Origin of the sequence: Pseudomonas sp. LRP2-20, from assembly GCF_024349685.1 — a bacterium.
Classification (GTDB): Bacteria; Pseudomonadota; Gammaproteobacteria; order Pseudomonadales; family Pseudomonadaceae; genus Aquipseudomonas.
In genome coordinates, this window is sequence record NZ_AP025944.1 from 3,939,550 (window position 1) to 3,963,236 (window position 23,687).

At 62.7% G+C, this 23,687-nt stretch carries 18 protein-coding genes; 13 read left to right on the plus strand and 5 right to left on the minus strand.

Translation table 11 applies throughout. From position 1 onward, the window contains the following. The first annotated feature begins 219 nt into the window (after positions 1 to 219). The 3 genes from OCX61_RS17695 to OCX61_RS17705 all read left to right on the plus strand — a co-directional run bounded on the left by OCX61_RS17695 (position 220) and on the right by OCX61_RS17705 (position 2,747). Positions 220 to 1,455 (plus strand): MFS transporter, encoded by a 1,236-nt coding sequence (locus OCX61_RS17695; RefSeq protein WP_261940683.1) that lies wholly within the window; start codon positions 220 to 222, stop codon positions 1,453 to 1,455. Positions 1,456 to 1,488: 33 nt separating this feature from the next. Beyond that, positions 1,489 to 2,262, plus strand: coding sequence for an AraC family transcriptional regulator (locus OCX61_RS17700; protein ID WP_261940684.1), 774 nt, complete (start codon positions 1,489 to 1,491; stop codon positions 2,260 to 2,262). Positions 2,263 to 2,561: 299 nt separating this feature from the next. Next, positions 2,562 to 2,747, plus strand: a complete 186-nt coding sequence (locus OCX61_RS17705) for a hypothetical protein (protein WP_261940685.1) — start codon at positions 2,562 to 2,564, stop codon at positions 2,745 to 2,747. Positions 2,748 to 2,813: 66 nt separating this feature from the next. Here OCX61_RS17705 and OCX61_RS17710 read toward each other — a convergent pair whose 3' ends face one another. Beyond that, on the minus strand, positions 2,814 to 3,968 hold the full coding sequence (locus OCX61_RS17710; RefSeq protein WP_261940686.1) for an MFS transporter: 1,155 nt from the start codon (positions 3,966 to 3,968) through the stop codon (positions 2,814 to 2,816). A 280-nt stretch (positions 3,969 to 4,248) separates the two neighbouring features. Here OCX61_RS17710 and OCX61_RS17715 point away from each other — a divergent pair, with 280 nt between their 5' ends. From OCX61_RS17715 to OCX61_RS17725, 3 genes are all read left to right on the plus strand, one after another. Continuing rightward, complete coding sequence (locus tag OCX61_RS17715) at positions 4,249 to 5,466, plus strand: amidohydrolase family protein (RefSeq protein ID WP_261940687.1); 1,218 nt, start codon at positions 4,249 to 4,251, stop codon at positions 5,464 to 5,466. A gap of 2,168 nt (positions 5,467 to 7,634) precedes the next feature. Further along, a protein-coding gene (locus OCX61_RS17720) for an IS3 family transposase (RefSeq protein ID WP_409261959.1) occupies positions 7,635 to 8,989 on the plus strand; the annotation gives its coding sequence in 2 pieces (ribosomal slippage) (positions 7,635 to 8,105 and positions 8,108 to 8,989; 1,353 coding nt in all). 162 nt (positions 8,990 to 9,151) lie between these two features. Then, positions 9,152 to 9,607: an REP-associated tyrosine transposase gene (locus OCX61_RS17725; protein ID WP_261940689.1), complete on the plus strand. Its 456-nt coding sequence runs from the start codon at positions 9,152 to 9,154 to the stop codon at positions 9,605 to 9,607. A gap of 87 nt (positions 9,608 to 9,694) precedes the next feature. Here the strand turns inward: OCX61_RS17725 and OCX61_RS17730 are convergent, their stop codons facing one another. Continuing rightward, the gene (locus OCX61_RS17730) at positions 9,695 to 10,573 is read right to left on the minus strand and encodes a LysR substrate-binding domain-containing protein (protein ID WP_261940690.1); all 879 of its coding nucleotides are present in this window, start codon (positions 10,571 to 10,573) and stop codon (positions 9,695 to 9,697) included. A gap of 143 nt (positions 10,574 to 10,716) precedes the next feature. Here OCX61_RS17730 and OCX61_RS17735 point away from each other — a divergent pair, with 143 nt between their 5' ends. Continuing rightward, positions 10,717 to 10,896 carry a hypothetical protein gene (locus OCX61_RS17735; RefSeq protein WP_261940691.1) on the plus strand — a complete coding sequence of 60 codons (180 nt, stop codon included), beginning with the start codon at positions 10,717 to 10,719 and terminating at the stop codon, positions 10,894 to 10,896. Between the two features lie 18 nt (positions 10,897 to 10,914). Here OCX61_RS17735 and OCX61_RS17740 read toward each other — a convergent pair whose 3' ends face one another. The 3 genes from OCX61_RS17740 to OCX61_RS17750 form a co-directional block, all read right to left on the minus strand. Beyond that, positions 10,915 to 11,424, minus strand: coding sequence for a hypothetical protein (locus OCX61_RS17740; RefSeq protein WP_261940692.1), 510 nt, complete (start codon positions 11,422 to 11,424; stop codon positions 10,915 to 10,917). Positions 11,425 to 11,521: 97 nt separating this feature from the next. Continuing rightward, on the minus strand, positions 11,522 to 13,084 hold the full coding sequence (locus tag OCX61_RS17745) for a glycosyltransferase family 39 protein (protein WP_261940693.1): 1,563 nt from the start codon (positions 13,082 to 13,084) through the stop codon (positions 11,522 to 11,524). Positions 13,085 to 13,399: 315 nt separating this feature from the next. Then, complete coding sequence (locus OCX61_RS17750) at positions 13,400 to 14,458, minus strand: sigma-54 interaction domain-containing protein (protein ID WP_261940694.1); 1,059 nt, start codon at positions 14,456 to 14,458, stop codon at positions 13,400 to 13,402. A gap of 293 nt (positions 14,459 to 14,751) precedes the next feature. Here OCX61_RS17750 and OCX61_RS17755 point away from each other — a divergent pair, with 293 nt between their 5' ends. The 6 genes from OCX61_RS17755 to OCX61_RS17780 all read left to right on the plus strand — a co-directional run bounded on the left by OCX61_RS17755 (position 14,752) and on the right by OCX61_RS17780 (position 23,669). Further along, positions 14,752 to 15,825, plus strand: coding sequence for an ABC transporter substrate-binding protein (locus OCX61_RS17755; protein ID WP_261940695.1), 1,074 nt, complete (start codon positions 14,752 to 14,754; stop codon positions 15,823 to 15,825). Positions 15,826 to 15,836: 11 nt separating this feature from the next. Beyond that, a complete protein-coding gene (locus OCX61_RS17760) occupies positions 15,837 to 17,060 on the plus strand; it encodes a lipase family protein (RefSeq protein ID WP_261940696.1) in 1,224 nt (407 codons plus the stop codon). A gap of 12 nt (positions 17,061 to 17,072) precedes the next feature. Continuing rightward, positions 17,073 to 18,272, plus strand: a complete 1,200-nt coding sequence (locus tag OCX61_RS17765; RefSeq protein ID WP_261940697.1) for an LLM class flavin-dependent oxidoreductase — start codon at positions 17,073 to 17,075, stop codon at positions 18,270 to 18,272. Between the two features lie 4 nt (positions 18,273 to 18,276). Continuing rightward, on the plus strand, positions 18,277 to 19,830 hold the full coding sequence (locus OCX61_RS17770) for an ABC transporter substrate-binding protein (RefSeq protein WP_261940698.1): 1,554 nt from the start codon (positions 18,277 to 18,279) through the stop codon (positions 19,828 to 19,830). A gap of 146 nt (positions 19,831 to 19,976) precedes the next feature. Next, positions 19,977 to 22,553 (plus strand): TonB-dependent receptor plug domain-containing protein, encoded by a 2,577-nt coding sequence (locus OCX61_RS17775; RefSeq protein WP_261940699.1) that lies wholly within the window; start codon positions 19,977 to 19,979, stop codon positions 22,551 to 22,553. A gap of 27 nt (positions 22,554 to 22,580) precedes the next feature. Continuing rightward, positions 22,581 to 23,669, plus strand: coding sequence for an LLM class flavin-dependent oxidoreductase (locus OCX61_RS17780; protein ID WP_261940700.1), 1,089 nt, complete (start codon positions 22,581 to 22,583; stop codon positions 23,667 to 23,669). The last annotated feature ends 18 nt before the right edge of the window (positions 23,670 to 23,687 follow it).

The window sequence follows — 23,687 nt, forward strand, 5'->3', positions numbered from 1 at the left end:
GCCTCTTCGCGGGCAAGCCCGCTGCCACAGGGATCGAACGGTACCTGTGCAAGCAACTGTGTTGCTCAGCCGCCGAAGACTGGCGCAATCCTTGTAGCCTGGCCGATTGAATGTCCGAATCGCGACAGTGAGTGCCTGTTCGACGTGAGACAGGCATTGCCCGGCTGGATAACCTCCCTCGGGCAATGCCTTGCCATCACTCGAAAAAGAGCCTCGCCCATGACGACTCCTGCCGCCACCTTGGCCCCTGCCGCCAGCGCTGCCGACCAACCCCAGGGCTTCCTGGTCCGCATTGTCGGCGCCGCTGCATTCGCCCACCTGCTCAACGACCTGATCCAGGCCGTGCTGCCGTCGATCTACCCGATGCTCAAGCGTGATTTCTCGCTGAGTTTCGCCCAGATCGGCTGGATCGCCCTGATCTACCAGGTCACCGCCTCGCTGCTGCAGCCCTGGGTCGGCATGTACACCGACAAGCGCCCCATGCCATACCTGCTTCCCACCGGCATGCTGTTCACCCTGGTCGGCATCGCCCTGCTCGCGTTCGCCAACAGTTACGAGATGCTGTTGGTCGCCGCTGCCGTAGTCGGTATCGGTTCGGCAACCTTCCATCCGGAAGCCTCGCGGGTGGCGCGCATGGCCTCCGGCGGGCGCTTCGGCACCGCGCAGTCGACCTTCCAGGTCGGCGGCAACACCGGCTCGGCGATCGGCCCGCTGCTGACCGCCGCCATCGTCATCCCCCACGGCCAGCCGGCCATCGCCTGGTTCATGCTGGCGGCCGGCCTGGCCATCTTCGTGCTGCTGCGCATCACCGGCTGGACTCTGCGCCATGGCCAGACCCAGCTCAAGGGCCTGGCCGGGCAACAGGCGCCAGGGCTGTCGAAGGGCGCCATGTGGCGGGCCGTGGGCGTGATCGCCGTGCTGATGTTCGCCAAGTTCGTCTACATCGCGTCGTTCACCAACTACTTCACCTTCTACCTGATCGAGCACTTCGGCCTGAGCGTGCAGCAAAGCCAGCTGTACCTGTTCGTATTCCTTGCCGCGGTGGCCCTGGGCACCTTTGCCGGTGGGCCAGTGGGTGACCGCATCGGGCGCAAGGCGGTGATCTGGGTCTCCTTCCTTGGCGTGGCCCCGTTCGCCCTCGCCCTGCCCTACGCCAACCTGGCCTGGACCGCCGTGCTGGCGGTGGCCATCGGCCTGGTGATGTCCTCGGCTTTCGCAGCGCTGGTGGTGTACGCCCAAGAGGCAGTGCCTGGCCGGGTCGGCATGGTGTCAGGGGTGATGTTCGGCCTGATGTTCGGCATCAGCGGCATCGGTGCCGCGGGCCTTGGCGAACTGGCCGACCTGCATGGCATCGAGTGGGTGTATCAGGTGATTTCGTTCCTGCCGCTGCTCGGCCTGGCCACCGCACTGCTGCCGGCGACCCGTTCGAAGGCGCAGCCTACCCGCTGCTGCTAAGATGCGGCGCTTGCCGGACTGCACGAGAGCATCATGGTCAAACCCCAGCACGAATTGCTGATGGAGGTCGATGAATGGCCCTGGGAGGTGGGCAGCCGGGCAACCGACTACCCGCCGGACTGGTACATCGCCCCTCACTCGCATGCCAAGCACCAGCTGATCTACGCCATCAAGGGCCTGATGCTGGTCGAGTCCGAGGCCGAGCGCTGGACCGTGCCACCCAGCCGCGGCATCTGGATGCCCTGCGGCCAGCCGCATGCGATTCGCTGCGTCGGTGACGTGAAGATGCGCAGCGTGTTCGTGCGCCCCGATGCAGCAACCGATATGCCGCAACAGAGCAAGGCCATCAGCATCTCGCCGTTGCTCAGTGAGCTGATCAAGGCGTCGGTCGACTTCACGGGGCCGTTTGTCGAGGACTCGCGAGAAGCGCGGATCATGCGTCTGATCCTCGATGAAATCTGCGTGCTGCCGACCCTGCCGCTGAAGCTGCTGCACCCCAGCGACGCGCGCCTGCGGGCCATCTGCTCGGCCCTGCACGAGCGCCCACACGACACCTCGACCGTGGCCGACTGGGGCGCGCACCTGGGCGTCGACGAGAAGACCATCCAGCGCCTGTTCCGCAAGGAAACCGGCATGACCTTCGGCCAGTGGCGCCAGCAGGCGCGGCTGATGCAGGCGCTGGAACGCATCGCCCTGGGCCAGCGCATCATCGATGTGGCGGGCACGCTGGGCTACGACAGCCCCAGCGCGTTCGCCAGCATGTTCAAGCGCCAGTTCGGCATCACCCCCAGTCAGTTCTTCAAGTGACCTGAACATTGCTACATAACGTTTCAGCTGCGGCGGAAATCAACGTGGCTGCGCTGCCCGTGCGCGTGAACCAGATCCAACCCTGCAATGCTCAGCAAATCCGGGCATCCGACGGGCATTTGTTGCACATGAGTTGAAACAAATAGCGAGGGTATTTGTAGGACGTTTCGCCAGCCCAGTGTAGGCAGAATCGCGGCAACGGCCTTTTCCTGTATGAAACCTCAGTATCCAGAGGATTTTGGGGCTGCTACGGTCCGTTTTTCCTACAGCGGCACGGATGCCAATGGCACGAGAGAAACATGGATCAATACAATAAATCTGGCCTGGCCTTGCAGAAAAACTTGCTCAACCTGCGACGGCAGCGGGACCGCTTGAAGGCCGAAGGCAAACACAAAGATGCAGAGCGACTGGCGCGTGACATTGCGCGGATAGAAGCAGTCGTGGCCGCATTGCCTGCGGCGGCCAAACCGCCGACGCTGCAGTAGCAAGGCAAGCGCCCCGTCAGCGCGGGGCGCGGTTTGCACATGGCCTTGCGGCCTTGGCCCGGTCGCTCAGACAGCCGCCTTGCTGTGCACGGCCTTGGTCCCTGCCCCCAGGCAGGTCACGGCAAAGGCAATCACCAGCGCCCCGGTGCCCAGCAGGAAGATCAGTTGCTGGTTGGAGCCTTCCACCAGCAGGGCGATCAGCGCCGGGGTCACCGCTGCCGCGCCCATCAAGGTAATGCTGACCAGCGGCGTGAGCTTGCCGGTCGGGTCGTTGGTGGTGATCAACGCCATGTAGTAGGACAACGACAGCACCCAGCCAAAGTTGATCAGCAGCAGCGCGACGAACAGCTGCATCGGCGTGCGGGTGTGGCCAGTGAGCATGGCAATGGAGATGAACACCGCCACCAGCCCCAGCGCAATCATCAGCTGGCGGTTGACCCGCGCCCCCAGCAGGCTCGGCAGCCCGGCCCCGGGCAAGCCACCGATGGCCGACAGGCCGAACGCCCAGCCGATATCGACACCAGCGATGCCTTGGTCACGCGCCAGCTGGTCGATGAAGCCCCACACGCAATAAATGGCGATCTGCATGAACAGCATGCCCAGCAGCGCCGTGCACCCCGTGCGCGCCGAGCCGACTTGGGCCGGCGAGCCTTCACCGCTGGCCAGTGACAGCGCCGGGCGCCGCGGCAAGACCAGGCTGGCGCCGCAAATCAGCAGGTACCACAGGCCGAACGCGCTCAAGGCGGTCACCGTCCCACTCTGCGCGGCAAGCAACGGCAGCGCTGCGCTGAACAACGAGTACTCCGGCGTCTGCAACAGCAACATCAGGCCAAATGAACGGTCCTGGTTGGGCAAACGGCCCAGCGTCGACACCGCATAGGCATACACCAGCCCCGCACAGGTGCCGGCCGCCAGGCGCACCACCAGCAACATCGTGTTGCTGGTGGCAAAAGCCGTGGCCACGCTCAGGGCCACGCACAGCGCACCGACGCACAGGCACAGACTGCGCCCGCCGTGGCGCTTCATCAGGATCGGGCACAGCAAGGTGCCCAGGGTCATGCCGATCATCTCGACCGACACCACCCAGCCCTGCTGGTCGAGTGACAGGCTCAGTTGCTCGGTGAGCAAGCCCATGAAAATGGGTTGCACACCGCAGACGATGAATGATGTACAGGCAATGAAAATCAAGGCGGCACGCAGCAGCTTGGAATCATTGGTCATGGGAGGACTCCGACACGGCATTTGTTTTTATTGTGGGTGTTGAACCGGCCCGAAAGCCCCGTAGCAGGGGGTTGGGCTGGTCACGAGGGCCATCCTGGGCCGAGATCGAAGGCTTTGAAAGTTAATTATCGGAATCGACTTCAGTGGGCTTTTTAATACAGCCCGCTGCCCTGCCTGCATCAAGAAATGCACTGCGGTCGATCCTGATAATTAATTTGTGAGGGAGCGGGATCCTCCCTACCGTATGGCGCTACCCAAGCCTCGGAAAAAAGGCCCCCTCATGAACGACCGTGAGTTCATCAATGCCATCGATGCCGATGGCCAGCCCCTGAACATCGCCGTACGCAACGGCCGCATCAGCCACATCGGCCCGCAACGCGCCAGCATCGCCGCCGATGAAACCATCGACCTCGAAGGGCTGCTGGTGCTGCCCGGCTTCGTCGACGGCCACATCCATCTGGACAAGAGCTTTGTCGGCGACCGCTGGCGCCCGCACCAGCCGGTCGCCAGCCTGCGCGAGCGGCTGGCCGTGGAAAAGCGCGAGCTCGCCAGCGCCCCACCGATCGTCGAGCGTGCCGACGCGCTGATCCGCCAGGCCGCCTCGTTCGGCACCCTGGCCATGCGCTGCCATGTCGACGTCGACGCCACCACCGGCCTGGCCAACCTGCGCGCCATCCTCGAAGCCCGGGACACGTGGAAAGACCTGATCGACATCGAGCTGGTGGCCTTCCCACAAGCCGGCGTGGTGAGCTGCCCCGGCACCGCCGAAGTGATGGAAGCTGCCGTGCGCGAGGGCTTGCAGGTGGTCGGCGGCATCGACCCGACCACCCTGGATGGCGACGCCGAAGCCCAGCTTGATATCGTTTTCGGCATTGCCGAGCGGCATGGCGTGAAGGTCGACATCCACCTGCATGAGCCCGGCGACACCTGCATCGCCCAGCTCGAACGCATCGCCGCCCGCACCCAGGCACTGGGCATGCAAGGCCTGGTTGCGGTCAGCCACGCCTATGGCCTGGGCGATGTCAGCGACGCGGTAGTCGACCGCAGCGCAGCAGTGCTGGCCCGTGCCGGCGTGTCGATCATGACCAACGCTCCCGGCGAACACGCCTTCCCGCCCGTACTGCGCCTGCGTGCTGGTGGCGTGCGGGTGTTCACTGGCAACGACAACATCCAGGACGCCTGGTGGCCCTATGGCAACGGCGACATGCTGCAACGGGCGATGCTGGTCAGCTACCGCTCGGGCTTCAATACCGACGAGGAATTGCGGGTAGCGCTGGAGATGGCGACCGTGGCCAGCGCCGGGGTGATGGGCAAGCAGGATTACGGGTTGAGGGTGGGCAATGAAGCCAGCTTCGTGCTGTTCAAGGCGCCAAATGCTGCGGCGGCGGTGGCAGCGGCCATTCATGAGCGGGTGATCGTGCGCCATGGCGCGTTCTGGGGCGGGCCTGCACAGTTGCAATTGAAGGCTGCGCAGTTCGCTACCGAATTGCGTCGCTAGAGCGCTCTCTGGGGCCGCTCTGCGGCCCATCGCCGGCAAGCGCGGCTCCCACACAGGATTTGCGCCAGCTGGGCGTCCCGAGCACTTGCACGAACCCTGTGGGAGCCGCGCTTGCCGGCGATGGGCTGCGAAGCAGCCCCCCTGATGACACACCAATTGCCAATTGTTACGCCTGCGATAAGTTCATGGCCGCTAACCTGATGGGCAAATCATCAGGAGGCACAGAACATGGACTGTCCCCACTCAGATCGCAACTGAGGCAGTAAGGCCTGCCGAATTGCGTCGCCAGAGCGCTCTCTGGGGCCGCTCTGCGGCCCATCGCCGGCAAGCGCGGCTCCCACACAGGATTTGCGCCAGCTGGACGTCCCGAGCACTTGCACGAACCCTGTGGGAGCCGCGCTTGCCGGCGATGGGCTGCGAAGCAGCCCCCCTGATGACACACCAATTGCCAATTGTTACGCCTGCGATAAGTTCATGGCCGCTAACCTGATGGACAAATCATCAGGAGGCACGGAACATGGACTGTCCCCACTCAGATCGCAACTGGGGCAGTAAGGCCTGCCGAATTGCGTCGCCAGAGCGCTCTCTGGGGCCGCTCTGCGGCCCATCGCCGGCAAGCGCGGCTCCCACACAGGATTTGCGCCAGCTGGAAGTCCCGCGCACTTGCACGAACCCTGTGGGAGCCGCGCTTGCCGGCGATGGGCTGCGAAGCAGCCCCCCTGATGACACACCAATTGCCAATTGTTACGCCTGCGATAAGTTCATGGCCGCTAACCTGATGGGCAAATCATCAGGAGGCACGGAACATGGACTGTCCCCACTCAGATCGCAACTGAGGCAGTAAGGCCTGCCGAATTGCGTCGCCAGAGCGCTCTCTGGGGCCGCTCTGCGGCCCATCGCCGGCAAGCGCGGCTCCCACACAGGATTTGCGCCAGCTGGAAGTCCCGCGCACTTGCACGAACCCTGTGGGAGCCGCGCTTGCCGGCGATGGGCTGCGAAGCAGCCCCCCTGATGACACACCAATTGCCAATTGTTACGCCTGCGATAAGTTCATGGCCGCTAACCTGATGGGCAAATCATCAGGAGGCACGGAACATGGACTGTCCCCACTCAGATCGCAACTGAGGCAGTAAGGCCTGCCGAATTGCGTCGCCAGAGCGCTCTCTGGGGCCGCTCTGCGGCCCATCGCCGGCAAGCGCGGCTCCCACACAGGATTTGCGCCAGCTGGAAGTCCCGAGCACTTGCACGAACCCTGTGGGAGCCGCGCTTGCCGGCGATGGGCTGCGAAGCAGCCCCCTAGAGACACACCAAGTGCCAATTCTCACGCCATCGATAGACTCATGGCCGCTAGCCTGATGGGTAAATCATCAGGAGGCAGAGAACATGGACCGTCCCCACTCAGATCGCAACTGGGGCAGTAAGGCCTGCCGAATTGCGTCGCCAGAGCGCTCTCTGGGGCCGCTCTGCGGCCCATCGCCGGCAAGCGCGGCTCCCACACCGGATTTGCGCCAGCTGGAAGTCCCGAGCACTTGCACGAACCCTGTGGGAGCCGCGCTTGCCGGCGATGGGCTGCGAAGCAGCCCCCCTGATGACACGCCAATTGCCAATTGTTACGCCTGCGATAAGTTCATGGCCGCTAACCTGATGGGCAAATCATCAGGAGGCACGGAACATGGACTGTCCCCACTCAGATCGCAACTGAGGCAGTAAGGCCTGCCGAATTGCGTCGCCAGAGCGCTCTCTGGGGCCGCTCTGCGGCCCATCGCCGGCAAGCGCGGCTCCCACACAGGATTTGCGCCAGCTGGAAGTCCCGCGCACTTGCACGAACCCTGTGGGAGCCGCGCTTGCCGGCGATGGGCTGCGAAGCAGCCCCCCTGATGACACACCAATTGCCAATTGTTACGCCTGCGATAAGTTCATGGCCGCTAACCTGATGGACAAATCATCAGGAGGCACGGAACATGGACTGTCCCCACTCAGATCGCAACTGGGGCAGTAAGGCCTGCCGAATTGCGTCGCCAGAGCGCTCTCTGGGGCCGCTCTGCGGCCCATCGCCGGCAAGCGCGGCTCCCACACAGGATTTGCGCCAGCTGGAAGTCCCGCGCACTTGCACGAACCCTGGACTGCCCCCAAGAAGTTGGACAAAAAATCCAACCCTTGGGGGACCTATGGGCAAGTACACAGAGCAGTTCAAGCTCACAGCCATCACCGCTTACCTGGATGGCAATAATGGCTTCCGAAAGGTAGCCCAACATTTCGGTATCGACTTCAGCCTGCTGCGCCGATGGGTTTCCAGCTATCAGCGCAATTCCAGCCTTCCTCCACGTTCGCCTGGGCGGGGTTATGACGACGATTTTAAGCGGCAGGTGGTCAGCTACATGCACGAGCATCGTCTTTCTATGCGGCAAACCGCAGCGCATTTTGGCCTCGGCCAATCGTCGCGGATAGGCAACTGGCAGCGGCAGTACTACAGTGGTGACCTTGTAGCTCCCGTCGACCGCCAGAAAAAGCCGATCAAAGTGCCGAAGAAGATCAAACCTGCAAAACCCACAGATACCGACGACTCGCAAAAGTCCCGAGACCAACTGATGGCGGAGCTCGAATACCTGCGCATGGAGAATGCTGTTTTAAAGGAGCTCAAGGCTTTACGGGAGGAAAAGGAACGAATATCGGGGAAAAAGCCCTGATCGTTTCCAGGCTCAAACGTAGATTTCCTTTGCCTGACCTGCTGGGGCTGGTCGGGCTGGCTCGCAGTACCTTTTATTATCAGGTGCAAAGCCAGCAGAAGCCGGACAAATATGCCGAGCTTAACGAGAAGATTCAGCAGATCTATCACAAAGAGAAAGGGCGCTACGGCTATCGACGCGTTGCACTCGTGATTAGAAAGGAGGGGGTGCAGGTCAACAAGAAGGTCATCGAGAAACTGATGGCTGCCCTAGGGTTGAAGTCACTGGTACGCCCCAAGAAATATCAGTCCTACCGAGGTGCCGTGGGCAAGATAGCGGCGAATTTGCTGGAGCGAAATTTCGTCGCCCAGCGTCCTAACCAAAAATGGGTGAGTGACGTAACCGAGTTCAAGGTGGCTCAACAGAAGCTCTATCTTTCGCCGGTGATGGACTTGTACAACGGGGAAATCATCGCCTATGAGACGGCTAGCCGCCCCCAGTACAGCCTGGTTGGAAATATGCTGGATAAGGCACTCAATACCTTGGGAGAAAAGCCGAAGCTAGTGCTCCACACCGACCAGGGATGGCAGTACCAGCAGGCTCAATATCGTCACAAGCTTCGCAGTCGCGGCGTGAAACAGAGCATGTCTCGTAAAGGCAATTGCCTGGACAATGCGGCTATGGAAAGCTTCTTCGGGACGCTCAAGTCAGAGTTTTTCTACCTAAAGCGTTTCGAGAGTATTGATGAATTGAAAGCAGGCCTGGATGAGTACATTCACTACTACAACCATGACCGCATCAAGCTGAAGCTCAATGGCCTGAGCCCTGTCGAGTACAGGACCCAGGCGGCAGCTTAAAACTGTCCAACTTTTGGGGGGCAGTCCAACCCTGTGGGAGCCGCGCTTGCCGGCGATGGGCTGCGAAGCAGCCCCCTAGAGACACACCAAGTGCCAATTCTCACGCCATCGATAGACTCATGGCCGCTAGCCTGAGGGGTAAATCATCAGGAGGCAGAGAACATGGACCGTCCCCATTCAGAGCAATTGAGACTTGGCCGGTTCTCAGAAACTAGTCGACTGTATCTGCTCACCAGCACGACGTTGGGCAGGGCGCATATCTTCAGTGAATTTCACTCAGCCCGTGTGCTGGTGAATCAATTCCGTCAGGCGCAAGAGGAAGGCGCCGCCCGATCTCTGGCCTGGGTGGTGATGCCTGACCATTTCCACTGGCTGGTCGAGCTCGGGCCAATGAGCTTGAGGCAACTGATGCGGCGCGTGAAGTCGCGAAGCACCCTGATGATCAACCGGCACAGAGGACGAAGCGGGCAACTGTGGCAGAAAGGCTTTCATGACCGGGCGCTATGCCGTGAAGAAGATGTCCAGGCAGTGGCGCGGTACATCATCATGAACCCGAAGCGAGCAGGCTTGGTCGAGAGCGTCGGCGACTATCCACATTGGGATGCAATCTGGCTCTGATCATGCCGAGCAGGCTACTCCACACCCGTGGGAGCCGCGCTTGTCGTGGCGACGAACCGCGGCGATGGGCTGCAAGGCAGCACCCCCTTATTCAGCTTCGGCGCGCAGGATGCCGATCAGAATCTCGGCCAACTCCTTGACCATCGGATCCGCCGTGGGCCGATGGAAGATCGCCGCCTCGAACACCCGAATCGGCTTGAACCCCTCCTCCGCCCCCAGCACCCGATGCCCTGGCGTCACCACCCGCGACGGCAACAGGCTGACACCCAAGCCATTGGCCACCGCCGCCTGGATACCCGCCAGGCTGGAACTGGTAAAGCCGATGCGCCAACTGCGCCCCATGGCCTCCACCGCGCTGATCATGTCATCGCGGTACAGGCCACGCGGCGGAAAGGTCACCAGCGGGATCGGGTCCTGGGCGAAGCTCGGATACTGCGCGCTGTCGATCCACTCGATACGCTCCGGCTGGCAGGCATTGGCCTCGCGGCTGTGGCGCCGCTGCTTGACCAGCACCAGGTCCAGCTCGCCACGGTCATAGGTGCTCATCAGGTCGCGGCTCAGGCCCCCGGTGATCTCCAGCTTGACGGTCGGGTTGAGCCGGTTGAACGCGGCCAGCGCCTGCATCGTCTTGCCCGCGACAAAATCGTCCGGCAGGCCGATGCGCACCGTGACCGAGACCCCGCCCGACATCGCTTCGCTCAGCTGATTGCTGACCGCCAGCAGGTGCCGTGCATAGCGCAACAGCGTCTCGCCAGCGTCGGTCGGGTGCACCTCGCGGTTGCTGCGGTCGAGCAACTGGTGGCCGACCATCTCCTCCAGCCGGCGCACCTTCTGGCTGACCGTGGACTGGGTGGAGTGCAGGCGCGCGGCGGCGGTGGTGAAGCTGCCACAGTCGGCCACCATGACCACGGCGCGGAGCATGTCCAGGTCGTAGATGGCGCGGTTGGGTTTGGTGCTGTCGGTCATTGGCGGAGGTCGGCTTTCGAACGGGGCTGGGAGCATGATGCCTGAAGCTGAGCCACGCAGGAGCGCTTATTGCTGTCCGTTGTCACCGAGCAAGCCCAGTGAAGTAGACTTGGGCCTTTCTTTGCCCCTGCGTGGAAGTCCTGATGAACAAACTGATCCTGCCTGTGGCCATTTTCGTATGCGTGATCATCGCGGGGAAACTGGCTGAGCATTTTGGTCTTGAAGGCAGCTGGAAAATCGGTTTGCTGTGCGTAGTGGCGGCCTGCGTGCAGATCGCGGTCAACCGTATCCAGCGCTTGCAGCGGCAGAAAACTCAACGCTAAGGCTTTACGGGTAGGCGCTTACCGAATGTGCTTGAGCTTTTCGAGCATGGCGGCACTGCCCTTGAGGTAACCGGTGACCTCGCCATCTTCCCTTTTGAATTTGATGCCCATCACTTTGTTATCCAGCTTGACCAGTTCGACGGATGCGCGAATGACTTCATGGGGATGAGTGACTGTCGCGGGGGCCTTACCGTTCTGGGTAGAGACTTCGCTGACGGTTTGCTCGAACACATTGCGTTCAGCGTCATACGACCATGACGATTGCTGTACGATTTTTTGCATCGCGTTTTTGTCACTGACGATCAGAAAGTCGGTTGCTGAACCATCTGCCTTGAGCAGCAACAGCGCCAACGCCTGGGAGGTCCCGTCATCGGCGTTGGAGTACCAGAGGCCGTACAAGTCACTTTTCTGGTATCTGGCAGTTGTGACTGCCGTTTCGCTGGGCGGTTTTCCTGAGCCGGTTGTGGCGCAGGCCGCGAGTACCAGCGGTGCCAGTAATGCGATTGCTACGGTGATGGACTTTCTCATTTTGTTCCTGATGACAGCGTTGCGGTCTGGCTATGTGACTGTGGTGTCGACGGAGCAATACGTACGCGGATCAAGCGCGACGGGCAATCCAGGGTTTCTACTGTCGCCTCAACGTGTAAAGACGCACTTGGGTATCCCCGACCTTGAGCGTGCTTACCTTGTTCCAATTACCCGGAATGGAGGCGAAATCATCGGGCGGCGCGCTGTTGCTGACCAACCACACGCGCGTCTGGCCCAAGGGTAGCATTTCAAGGCTGTCGAGATAGACCCTGTCGGCGTCGCTGTTGACCAGCGTGCCAAAGCCGTAATCGCCTGGCCGTCCGGAAGTACCATCGGCGCGTGGCGGTGTATAGAGCAGCGGCACCGAGCCGGTCTTGTTGTAGTAGACATAGCTGAAATACCAGAAAAGATCGCTGACCACGATACGGTCATTCGCCTGATAGTTTTCATTGACGTAGTTGACCAGCTTGTCGAACTGCTCATCATCGGTCTGGTAGTCATTATGCAGACCGACCAGCTCTACCGTCAGCACCGTCACCAACATGGCGAATGCGGCGTAACGAAAGTGACGCCTTAGCTGATCAATCGCGACTGCCAGTATCATCGGCAACCCCAAGGCGGAAAACATCAAGTAGCGTTCGACCAGCAGCGGTACTTTCCACGAGACCAGAAATACGACGATCAGCGGAACAAACGTATAGATCGCCAGTAGGACATTAAATCTATACGCACTTCGATCACACAGGCAGACAGCGCCCGTTACCAGCACCAGCGCCAGTGGCAATGCAAGGTAGAGCGGCCACCTCAGATTCTGGGCATCGCTAAGGGTCAGATACTGCCAGAGGGTCGATGGCAGTGAAGCCATGGTGATGGGCTCAATCCAGCCGATGTCGCCACCCGCCCTGAGTTGGTCAAGGTGCCGCAGCAAGTCAATCAGGCCGGGTATCCAGGGCGCATACAACATGACGATGAAGCTGTTGGCGACCCACCATGCTGGCAGTGTGACAAGTCGGCGTTTTTCGCTGCGCACGACTGTCAGATAGGCCCAGTGAGACAGCGCGCAAAGCCCAGTGAAATAATGAGTGTAGAAACTTGCCGTCATTAACAGGACATAAATGACAAGGTAACGGTGCCGCTCAGGTTTTCTCACCCAATAGACCAGTGCAAGGGTTGCGCCCAGCAACCAAAGCCCCATCAGTGAGTACATGCGTACTTCCTGGCTATAACGCACTGCAATGGGCAGCAAGGCCAATAACACGCCAGCCACGATTGCAGCGTGACGGGTTGCGACCTGATAGACCAGCCACATGCCCAGGCCCACAGTACCGATACCTGTCAACACGCTGAGGAACCTGATCGAAAACAGGCTATCCCCAAATGCGCCTATCCAGATGTGTAAAAGGAGAAAGTAAAGCGGTGGGTGTACATCATGGGCACTGTGGCTCCAGATGAGCGAAGGCGAGTACTGGCTCATCAACAAGCTGGAACCCTCGTCGCACCATATGGCGGAGGCGGTTGAGCCATACAGCCGGACCAGCGTGGCGAGCAACAGGATTGGCAGCGGCCAGAGCTTTGCGGCCCATGGCGTGAATGTCTCGAATGGCTTCGCTTTGGCGGGAGTCAGGTTTTCCCCACTGATCTTGAATTCGTGAAACTTCATGCTTCCTCCAACCCAGCACAGCCCCTGAGAATGCATTCACGCGACATAAGGCTAGCAGTCATCGGGGCTACATGTTCAAGCTGGACCCAACATCTCAGCTGCAGCCAGCGCACGGCTACGAAGGAGTTGAAAAGCCAGAATCATTACCGTCCTTGTCGCCTGTTGCGAAAAAACAGGCTGCCACTGTGGGAACTGGCTTGCTGAAGGCCAGCCCAGGCAGCGCAGACGTTGAGGGGAAAACAATGACTTCAGCCGACACCAGGTCGCTTGACCTGGGCTGCACGTCTGATCAGATGGCAATGATATGGACAGCCATCACGTTTTAGAGAGTTCGCCGATTTTTTCCAGCCGCGCCCGCACGATATTGCGACTGATGTTCAGCAAGCGCCCGGTCTGCAGCTGATTGCCGTGGCAATACCGATACGCCGCCCTGAACACCGTCTCCTCGATATGCTCATACAAGTTCGGGACATTCTGCTCGAATAGCGCCAGCAAAGCGCTTTCCAATTCAGGCGGTGCCGCGCTCGCTGCCGGCAGGTAAGCCTGAGCAACAGGCGCCGCCACCTGTGGCCGGATATCGACCAAGTGCAGGTCCGCCGGCGCCACCACCTGATAGCGGCACACCAGCAACGCATGGTGAATGGCATTTTCCAGCTCGCGGATGTTGCCCGGCCAGCTATGTGCCAGCAACTTGCGCTCGGCATCCGGGCTCAGCGATGCCCGTTCGTAACCCAGCCGTCGGCAATGTTCTTCGATGAAGAATTCCGCCAGCGGCAGGATGTCTCCAGGCCGCTCACGCAAGGGCGGCAGGCGTATTGTTGCGACGTGCAACCGGTAGAACAAGTCCTCACGAAAATGCCCTGCCACCACCGCATCAGCCAGGTTGACGTTGGTTGCCGCCACCAGCCGCACATTGATCGGTATCGGCGTACGTGAGCCCAGGCGCACCACCTCACGCTCCTGCAGCACTCGCAACAACTTCACCTGCATGTTCAACGGCAGGTCGCCGATTTCGTCGAGGAACAACGTGCCGCCATTGGCCGCCTCGAACCAGCCGGCCTTGTTACTGGTAGCGCCCGTAAAAGCGCCTTTCTCATGGCCGAACAGCTCGCTCTCCACCAGGGTTTCGGCAAATGCGCCGCAGTTCACCGCCACGAATGGCTCACGCCCACGGCGGCTGAGGTGGTGGATATGGCGGGCGACGAGCTCCTTGCCGGTGCCGGTTTCGCCGATGATCAGGGTATTGGCCTCGCTGGGCGCCAGGCGCTCGATACGGCTGAGCAGCTCCTGGGAGCGCGGGTCCTTGAACACGAGCACAGTGGCGCGTACCGACTTGGTCAGCTCGCGGGCATTTGGGTGGGTGATCAGCGACATGGGGGCATTCCTGGCAGTTGACGCGCAGCCCCATAGTGCATGAAACAAATTAGATCAAAAAATTATTAATTAATATTTAGATATTCGAATTGGAAATATTCGATTTTTCAACAATCGACTGCTGCTACAGCAGCAATCCGCCAGCACTGCCCTGCCCGCCGATCAGCAGCCCTTGCTCTTCACGCCCCCTTGCTTATGGCTGGAGCCCCTTTAGATAAAGGGCTGTAGCCACTTCACTGCATGCTGGCATGCATTTCGCTCCTGGCCTGTAGAACCTTTGCCTGGAGCTGCACATGAACAATCCCTGGCGTCACGCCCTCACCCTGCTGGGCGGCCTGTTCCTCAGCCTGGCTGCGCTGGCAGCCGAGCCACCGGCGGCGGTGCGCATCGCCATCGTCGCCTTCACCCAGGGCGGTGCGCCAGTGTTTGGCGGCATCCCTGGGCGGGTGATCGAAGAAGGCTGGCTGGAACAGCAACTGGCCGCTCGCGGCGTGAAACTGCAATGGACCGCCCTGCCCCATGCCGGCGCCGGGCCGCAGATCAACGAAGGCTTCAGCAACGACAGCCTGGACTTTGCCGTACGCGGCGACCTGCCCTCGGTCATCGCCGGTGCCGGCCAGGTGCCGGGCAAGCTGGTGGTCCCGGGCGGCAGCGGCAACAACATCTACCTGGTGGTGCCGAGCAATTCCACGGCACGCAGCATCCAGGACCTCAAAGGCAAACGCCTGGCGCTGCACCGCGGCCGGCCATGGGAATTCGCCTTCAGCAATTTCCTGCAGAGCCAGGGCCTGCAACTGAGCGACTTCAAGATCGCCAACCTCAACCCGCAGGTCGGTGCCGCTGCGGTGTCTGCCGGTAAGGTGGATGCCGCCGTGCTGCTCAACGAAGCCTACGCCCTGGAAGACAAAGGCGTGGCGCGCATCCTCTGGTCGACCAAACAAGGTGCCAACGACTGGCGGCTGGTCTCCGACCTGTGGGGCACCGACCGCTTCGTGCAGCAGCACGCCGACCTGACGCAATTGGTCGCCACAGCCTGGGTGCGGGCGGCCTGGTGGATCTCCCAGGAGCAGAACCGCGACGCCTACTACGCGCTGTCCTCGCGCGCCGGCGTCAGCGAAAGCGTGCTGCGCCGTGACGACCAGGACGACCCGGTGGCCTGGAAGGCGCGCTGGGCACCGAAAAGCGATGCCCAGCTCAAGGCCCACTACGACGCCCTTGGCCAGTACGCCCTGGCCAACCGGCTGATCCGCACGCCCTACGACATTACCAGCGACCTGGCCACGGGCTTTACCCGCCAGGCGTTGATCGACCTGCAACTGACCCATTACTGGCCATCCCTCGACGCCCAGATCAGCCAACAACCTTGAGAGACTTTCCCATGAAACTGCCTGCTTCGCTCGTCTTCGGTCTCAGCGCCCTGGCACTGTCAATCGGCGCCTTGGCCGCCGAAACCTACGCCCCCAAACCAGACCCGCAACAGGGCGATGGCCGTGTGTCGGCCTTCTACACCTGGACCAAGGCAATCCCCGCCACGCCCGGCAAACTGCTGCGCAGCGAACCGCTGGAGCAGGCCCTCAGCCTGCCCAATGCGGCCAGCGCGCAACGCATCCTATACACCTCGCTCGATGGTATCGACGGCAAGACCCCAATCGTGGTTTCCGGTGCGCTGTTCATCCCCAAAGGCAAGGCACCTGCAGGCGGCTGGCCGGTCGCCAGCTGGGGCCATGGCACCGTCGGCGTTGCGGATATCTGCGCGCCGTCCTGGGCTGGCCGCAGCTACCGCGACGTGCAATACCTCAATCGCTGGCTCGATGAAGGCTATGCCATTGTCGCCACTGACTACCAGGGCCTCGGTGTGCCGGGCGGCCACCCGCTGCTGAACAACCGCATGGCCGCCTACGGCATTCTCGATGCGGCCAAGGCCGTGGTCGCCGGCGTGCCGGGGCTGGCCGACAAGGTGTTGATCATTGGCCAGTCGCAAGGGGGTGCCGGGGCCTTTGCCGCCGGGGCCTATGCAGCGACTTACGCGCCCAAGCTGGGCGTCAAGGGCAGTATCGGCACGGGTGTGATCTACACCGTGGGCGCCAAGAACGTTGGTGAACAGGACCAGGACAAGGTCGACCCGGCCCTGGCCTATGGCTTCTACACCCTGCTGGCCGCGCAGCAGTATGACCCGAGCATCGATCCGCGCGACTTCTACACCGACAAGGCCCTGCCGCTGTTCGAGCAAGCGCGCACCAGTTGCCTGTCAGCATTGGTCAGCGACGTGGTCGGCACCGGCCTGACCCCGGCCAACGCCAAGAAAGACTACAAGGGCGACCAGCTCAAGCCATGGTTGGCGCAGGTGTCGTACCCGACCCTGAAGCTTGCCCAGCCGATCTTCATTGGCACCGGCGCCGAGGACAAGACCCCCGCTGCCGCCACCCAGGTCGCGCTGATGCAGGATGCCTGCAAAGCCGGCTCGGTGGTGCAGGGCCACCTGTACAAGGGCCTGGGCCATAGCGAAACGGTGAATGCGTCGCTGAAGGACTCCATCCCGTTCGCTCGCCAGGTCATCAGCGACCAGCCGGTCACCCCCAATTGCAGCCCAAGCGTCCAGTAAGGAGGCCAGCCCATGAGCATCGAATTCTTTACCCGCCTGCCCCTGCATGGCGAAACCCAGTTTCTCCCCGGCGACCCGCGCAACCGCGGCGACTGGCATGCGGGCGGGCCCAGCACCGGTGCGGTGTCGGGGTTTGCCGTGGGTGACCACTTCAGCTATATCGACTACCTCGGCCAAATCGCCCGCGCCGCTGAAATAAACGGCTTTGGCGGCGCGCTGATGGTCAACGCCCCCACTGGCGAAGAACCGTGGACGGTGTGCTCGCTACTGGCCCGGGAAACCCGCACGCTGAAGTTCGTCACCGCGTTCCAGCCCTATCACTACACCCCCTGGGTGGCCGTGCAGCAGGCCGCGACCTACCAGCGCGCCACCGGCAACCGCCTGGTGTGGAACATCATCAATGGCGGCTCGGATGCCATCCAGCGCCAGGTCGGCGACTTCGAAGACCATGACCAGCGCTACGCCCGCGCCACCGAGTTCATGGACGTGGTGCGCGGCTACTGGCACCACGAGCAGTTCCATTACCACGGCACCTACTACCGCGCCGAAGGTGGTGGCCTGCGCGGCCCGCTGAAAAAGGCCGAGCTGCCGCTGATCTGCACGGCCGGCTCGTCGGTGGCAGCACGGGAGTTCGCCGCCAAGCACGCCGACTTCTACCTGATGCGCGCTGAACACCCGGACGAGATTGCCGCGCTGATCGCAGATATCCGCGCCCGCGCGCTGAAGTGGGGCCGCACCGGTATTCGCTTCGGCCTGTCCATCGACGTGATCGCCCGCGAAACCGAAGACGCAGCGCTGGCCGAGGCCAAGCGGTTCTTCGACGAGGGGGTGGCCAAGGGCACGGTCAAGGCCCGCGCCGCTCACGCCGGCCTGCGCACGGCGCGCAAGCTGAGCTACGAGCATGACTACAACGACAAGGACGAACAACAGGCCTTCGACGACTTCTTCATCCACCCCAACGTATGGACCGGCTTCGGCTACATCGGCATCCCGCCGGGCTGCGCGCTGGTGGGCAGCTATGCCAACGTGGTGGCGCGCATCCGCGAGTACCACGGCATCGGTGTCGATCTGTTCTTCCTCGCCGGCTACCCGCACCTGGAAGAAGCCTACCGCATCGGTGAGCACATCCTGCCGCACTTTCGTGAGCAGCGTGCAGCCCTTGCCCGCCCGCTAGCCGAACCCGTGCCACTGCACGCCAGCAACGGAGCCTGACGCCATGGCCTGGGACGGTTACCCACTGAGCCGGCGCAGCTTTCTCGGCCACGCCGGCGTACTGGCCGGCGGGCTGTTGGCCGGCTGCGGCCCCGCCGACAACCCGAACCCTGGCGTGGCCGACGAGCCACGCCATGGCGGGCGCCTGCGCCTGGGCATCATCGACGGCAGCCAGAGCGGCAACCTCGACGCCCACAAGCCTGTCGGCAGCGGCATCGTGCGTGGCTTTGCCCTGTACAGCAAGTTGTGGGAATGGGACGAGCAGATGCAGCCACGCCTGGCCTTGGCCGAGTTCGCCGAGCCCAATGCCAACGCCAGCAGCTGGACCTTGCGCCTGAAGCCGGGGCTGGAGTTCCACCACGGCAAGACCATCGACGCCGACGATTTGATCTTCTCCATCCGCCGCCTCACCGACCCGCAGCTGGCCTCGCCCTATGCGGCGCTGCTGCACTGGGTGGACCGCGACAACCTGGTCAAGCTGGATGAGCGTACCGTGCGCCTGGGCTTTCGCGAGGGGCGCAGCTACCTGCCACTGCCGGAAACCTGGGTCAACTTCGGCGGCATCGTGCCGGTGGACTACCACCCGGTCACCAACCCGGTCGGCGCCGGGCCGTACAAACTGAAAAGCTTCACCCCAGGCCAGCGCTCGCTGTTCACCCGCTTCGACAATTACTACAAGCCTGGCAAACCGTATGCCGATGAACTGGAAATCATCGACTTCAAGGACCAGACCGGCCGCCTGGCGGCGCTGCGCGCCGGGCAGATCGACATGGCCAACGTCATGTCCACCGAACATCTGCAGGTCCTGCAAGCCGACCCACGGCTGCGCCTGCTGAAGTCGGTGAGCGGCAACTGGTTGTCGTTCGACATGAACACCGCCAAGGCGCCGTTCGACGACCCACGGGTGCGCGAGGCGTTCCGCCTGCTGGCCGACCGTGAGGAGCTGGTGCGCCGTGCGCTGAATGGCCAGGGCCGGGTGGCCAACGACCTGTATGCACCGTTCGACCCAACCTTCGACCACAGCATCGGCCCGCGCCCCCATGACCCGCAGCGCGCAGCGCAGTTGCTGCGCGAAGCCGGCCATGAACAGTTGCAGGTGGAGCTGGTGACCACCCCTGGACCGGGCCTGGCTTCGGCCCTGGTGCTGGCCGAACAGGCCCGGCGCATCGGCGTGACACTCAACGTGCGCCAGGTCGACCTGGCCACCTTCCAGGGACCGCAGCGCGATGACTGGACCTTGAGTACCGGCGGCAGCATCGGTGCGCCGTTCCTGGCCAGCGCCATCCACACCGATGCGCCGTTCGCGGTGGCCAACAAGACCCACTTTCACGACCGCGAATTCAGCGAGGCCTTCCTTGCCGCCATGGCCCAACCGGACCTGGAGCAACGCAAGGCACTGGTGCACCAGGCGCAACGCATTCAGTACGAACGCGGCGGCATGCTGATCTGGGGCTTTGCCGACCTGCTCGACAGCGTCAGCACCCGCGTGGGTGGCGCGCAGGCAGAGCAGTCGCTGTTCAGTACCTGGCGGTTCGAGAGCCTATGGCTGAAAACCTGAGCTCCAGCGCCATGCCCCCTCCCCCTGTGGGAGCGGGTTTACCCGCCCTCACAGAGACCGTGTAGCACATCCCGGCAATCCATAACCGCAGGCGCGGCTGCGCCCTCGTTTCTCCCACATTCCTACTATTGAACGAGGCCCAGCCAATGCCCCGCGTTACCTTGCTGCACCCAAGATTCCAGCCCAGCGCCCTGGCGCTGGCCATCCTGGCCGCCAGCTCGCCGCTGGCCCACGCCGAAGACACCCAGCTGCAAACCGTCACCGTGCAGGCCAAGCAGCGCGACGACGACGCCCTGCCCACCCGTCCGCCTGCCTCGATCTACGGCGGCCTGGAAGCCAAAGTGCTCGACACCCCGCGCTCGGTCACCCAGATCAATGCCGAACAACTGGCCAACGACCCGATCCGTAGCTCCGACGACCTGGTCAAGTACGCCCCCGGCATCACGCGCGGCGGTGGTCAGAACGCCGGCATCGCTCCGCAGATGCGCGGGCAGAACACCGAGGTATTCCAGGATGGCCAGCGCGCCTACGGCGTTCGCCACCCTGCCAACTTCAACGCCTACGAGGGCGCCGACATCGTCGCCGGGCCGTCGTCGGTGACCTACGGCTCGGTCAGCGGCAGCGGCGGCTACGTCAACTACCTGAGCAAGAAGCCCGACTTCAACCGTTACCGCACCAAGCTCAGCGGTGAGATCGGCAGCTGGATCCCCGACGGCGAGTCACGCGATGCCAGCAAGTTCAGCATCGACAACACCGGCCCGCTGGCCGAAGACCTGGCCTACCGGGTAAGCATCACCCGCCAGCGCCAGGATGACTTCTACGACAACGTCGAGAACAACTTCGACGCCTTCTACGGTGCGCTGGCCTGGCGCAATGACAACCTGCGGGTGGACTGGAACGCCGCCTACGACGACTACTACGACTACAACATCACCCACGGCTGGAACCGAGCCACCCAGGACCTGGTCGACCACGGCAAGTACTACGCCGGCCGCGCCACGCCGATCATTCAGAACGGCACCACATTATGGTCACCGGTGCTGTCGTCCGGCGCTGCAGACGCTCAGGTGCTTGGCTGGGTGCAGCGACAGCGCAATGCCCAAGGCCAGTATCAGGTGGTCGATGGCAGCTTCCGCGGCGCGTCACCCAACACCCAGGCCAACCCCGGCTCCCTGCGAGGCTGGGTCTACGACCCGTCGCTTGCCGGTAATGGCCTGACTTCGCTGTCATCGCAGACCGGCCAGCGTGCGCAGGATGAAAACCGCTCGCGGCGCTTCACCACGCAATTGCGTGTCGAAGGTGACCTGACCTCTTCGATCACCCTGGCCAACAGTACGTTCTTCCAACACTCCACCGACACCACCGACGCCGTGGGCGCGTTCCAGGTGCAGGGCAAGGACGACATCTTCGACAACCGCTTCGAGTTCCGCGCCCGCGGCCAATGGCAACTGGGCGACCTGACCCTGATCGACGACAGCAACAGCGGGCTGATCTACCGCCGCGAGCGCAACGAGTCGATCGCCGCCAACAACAGCTTCGGCAGCACCATCAACGCCTACGACCTGACTCTCGACCCGACCTTGAAGAACCCCGGCGACCTGCTCGGCCTGAGCGGCCGCAACCCCGCCGGTGGCAACGCTGCATGGATCGGCCAACCTGGCGTGCCGCAGTTCTCCAGCTACTACGGCTGGCTCAACCTGCCCGCCATGTACCCGGCCGGGCACGGCCTGTATGCCGAATCGGTGGCGCCGTACACCGCCGACAGCACCTGGGCCACCAAGACCTTGTTCAGCCAGCACAACCTGCGCCTGGGCGAGCGCCTGGGCCTGAACGTTGGCGCCAGCCGCAGCTGGATCGACGCGCGCATCGAAAACCCCTTCGTGCTGCCCGGCGGCAACCCGCGCAAGGACTCGAACAACTACCGGTTGTTCTCGGTGCAAGTCAGCCCCTACTTCAAACCCACGCAAAACAGCACCCTGTATTACACCTTCGACCGCTCGCTGGCGGTGAACACCGGCTTCTTCACCAACGGCCTGGGCTGGGGCAGTGGCAGCGGGGCCAACCTGCTCAACCCGCTGGCCTTCGAAAGCCTGAGCGTGCTGCATGAGGCAGGTTTGAAGGTAGAGGCGGTACCCGACCAGCTGTTCCTGACCCTGGCGGCCTACCGGCAGGCCCGCGACCAGTCGCCAGACAGCAACAACAACATTGCCCGGCTGATCGTCAAAGGCTGGGAAGCGACCCTGCGCTACCAGGACCAGCACCTGCGCGGCGGCCTCAACCTCAGCCGCATCAGCGCCTACAACGAGTTCACCAGCCAGGCCGGGTTCGCCTCGGCCGGGTTCATCCCCGACAACGGCACCGTATTCGGCGACAACAACAGCCTCAACCAGCGCCCGTCCGGCAAGTTCGATGCCGTGCAGATTCCTGAATACAACGCCGGTGGCTATATCGACTACCGCTTCGACTCCGGGTTTGGCGCCGAGCTTTCAGGCTGGTGGACCAGCAGCTGGTACCTGAACCTGAGCAAGACGCTGAAAGTGCCGGACGAATACAACCTCGACCTTGCCGTGTACTACCGCCAGCCGCAATGGGGTGTGACGGTGCGCATGCTCAACGTCACCGACGAGCTGAATTTCGTCAGTGGCCTGGCCGGTTCGACCAATACGTTCCTGCAACCGATGCCGGGCCGCACGCTGCTGGCCCAGGTCGATTACCAGTTCTGATCACCCTCAACCTGAAAGGCCCCCGCCATGTCCATTGAATTCGTCGGCATGATCTTCCCCCGCCAGTGGTCCGAGACCCGTGGCATCCGAACAGCGGACTTCGACTTGCCGTTCATCCGTCACCACGCCCGTGCCCATGAGCATGCCGGGTTCGACCGGGTGCTGATCGCCAGCGGCCCTGGCAGCGCCGACAGCCTGCAGATTGCCGCCTATGCTGCCGCGCACACCGAACGCCTTGGTTTCATGATCGCCCACCGCCCGGCCCTGACCGCGCCCACGGTGGCTGCACGGGCATTCGCCACCCTCGACCACACCACCGGCGGCGGGCGCATCCGCCTGCATGCGATCACCGGCATTACCGCCGAGCCGCAAGAGGGGGACACGCTGCTGGACAAGACCGAGCGCTACCGGCGTGCTGACGAATACCTTGAGATTGTCCGTCGTACCTGGACGGCCGAGGAGCCGTTCGACTTCGAGGGCCGCTACTTCAACATCAAGGGCGCTTTCTCACCGGTGAAACCTTTGCAGCAGCCACATATCCCGATCTCCTTCGGTGGCTCGTCCGACATCGCCTACCAGATCGCGGTCAAGCATGCCGACCTGTATGCCTTGTGGGGTGAGCCGCTGAGCGGTGTCGCCGAACAGATCGGCAAGCTCAAGGCTGCCGCGAACGCCGCAGGCGTGACGGCGCCAAGGGTGAGCTTGTCGGTGCGGCTGATCCTGGGGGCCACCGAGGAGCTGGCCTGGCAACGTGCCGAACAGATCCTCGCTCAGATCAAGGCCAACCCGCAGTTCGCGGCAGGCAGCCCCTGGCAGAAGCGCATCAAGGGCACCGGTTCCGAACGCCTGCTCGCCGCCGCCGCCCGCGGCGACCGGCACGATCGGGCGTTGTGGATGCCGACGGCGACTGCGGTGGGTGCCTATGGCGATACCACCGCGCTGGTGGGCACGCCGGAGACTGTAGCCCAGGCGTTGCTCGATTATGTCGACCTTGGGGTGAGTACCTTTCTCAACCGAGGTTATGACCCGTTGTATGACACGGTGGACTACGGCCGCTGGGTGATCCCGGCGGTACGCGAGGAAGTGCGCCGGCGCCAGGCACGATTTGTGGGGTAATTGCGCTGCATGTGCACG

Bases quoted from the DNA above. Each gene is read 5' to 3' on its own strand.
- OCX61_RS17695 (WP_261940683.1), top strand. From the start codon at position 220: ATGACGACTCCTGCCGCCACCTTGGCCCCTGCCGCCAGCGCTGCCGAC.
- OCX61_RS17700 (WP_261940684.1), top strand. From the start codon at position 1,489: ATGGTCAAACCCCAGCACGAATTGCTGATGGAGGTCGATGAATGGCCC.
- OCX61_RS17705 (WP_261940685.1), top strand. From the start codon at position 2,562: ATGGATCAATACAATAAATCTGGCCTGGCCTTGCAGAAAAACTTGCTC.
- OCX61_RS17710 (WP_261940686.1), bottom strand. From the start codon at position 3,968: ATGACCAATGATTCCAAGCTGCTGCGTGCCGCCTTGATTTTCATTGCC.
- OCX61_RS17715 (WP_261940687.1), top strand. From the start codon at position 4,249: ATGAACGACCGTGAGTTCATCAATGCCATCGATGCCGATGGCCAGCCC.
- OCX61_RS17725 (WP_261940689.1), top strand. From the start codon at position 9,152: ATGGACCGTCCCCATTCAGAGCAATTGAGACTTGGCCGGTTCTCAGAA.
- OCX61_RS17730 (WP_261940690.1), bottom strand. From the start codon at position 10,573: ATGACCGACAGCACCAAACCCAACCGCGCCATCTACGACCTGGACATG.
- OCX61_RS17735 (WP_261940691.1), top strand. From the start codon at position 10,717: ATGAACAAACTGATCCTGCCTGTGGCCATTTTCGTATGCGTGATCATC.
- OCX61_RS17740 (WP_261940692.1), bottom strand. From the start codon at position 11,424: ATGAGAAAGTCCATCACCGTAGCAATCGCATTACTGGCACCGCTGGTA.
- OCX61_RS17745 (WP_261940693.1), bottom strand. From the start codon at position 13,084: ATGAAGTTTCACGAATTCAAGATCAGTGGGGAAAACCTGACTCCCGCC.
- OCX61_RS17750 (WP_261940694.1), bottom strand. From the start codon at position 14,458: ATGTCGCTGATCACCCACCCAAATGCCCGCGAGCTGACCAAGTCGGTA.
- OCX61_RS17755 (WP_261940695.1), top strand. From the start codon at position 14,752: ATGAACAATCCCTGGCGTCACGCCCTCACCCTGCTGGGCGGCCTGTTC.
- OCX61_RS17760 (WP_261940696.1), top strand. From the start codon at position 15,837: ATGAAACTGCCTGCTTCGCTCGTCTTCGGTCTCAGCGCCCTGGCACTG.
- OCX61_RS17765 (WP_261940697.1), top strand. From the start codon at position 17,073: ATGAGCATCGAATTCTTTACCCGCCTGCCCCTGCATGGCGAAACCCAG.
- OCX61_RS17770 (WP_261940698.1), top strand. From the start codon at position 18,277: ATGGCCTGGGACGGTTACCCACTGAGCCGGCGCAGCTTTCTCGGCCAC.
- OCX61_RS17775 (WP_261940699.1), top strand. From the start codon at position 19,977: ATGCCCCGCGTTACCTTGCTGCACCCAAGATTCCAGCCCAGCGCCCTG.
- OCX61_RS17780 (WP_261940700.1), top strand. From the start codon at position 22,581: ATGTCCATTGAATTCGTCGGCATGATCTTCCCCCGCCAGTGGTCCGAG.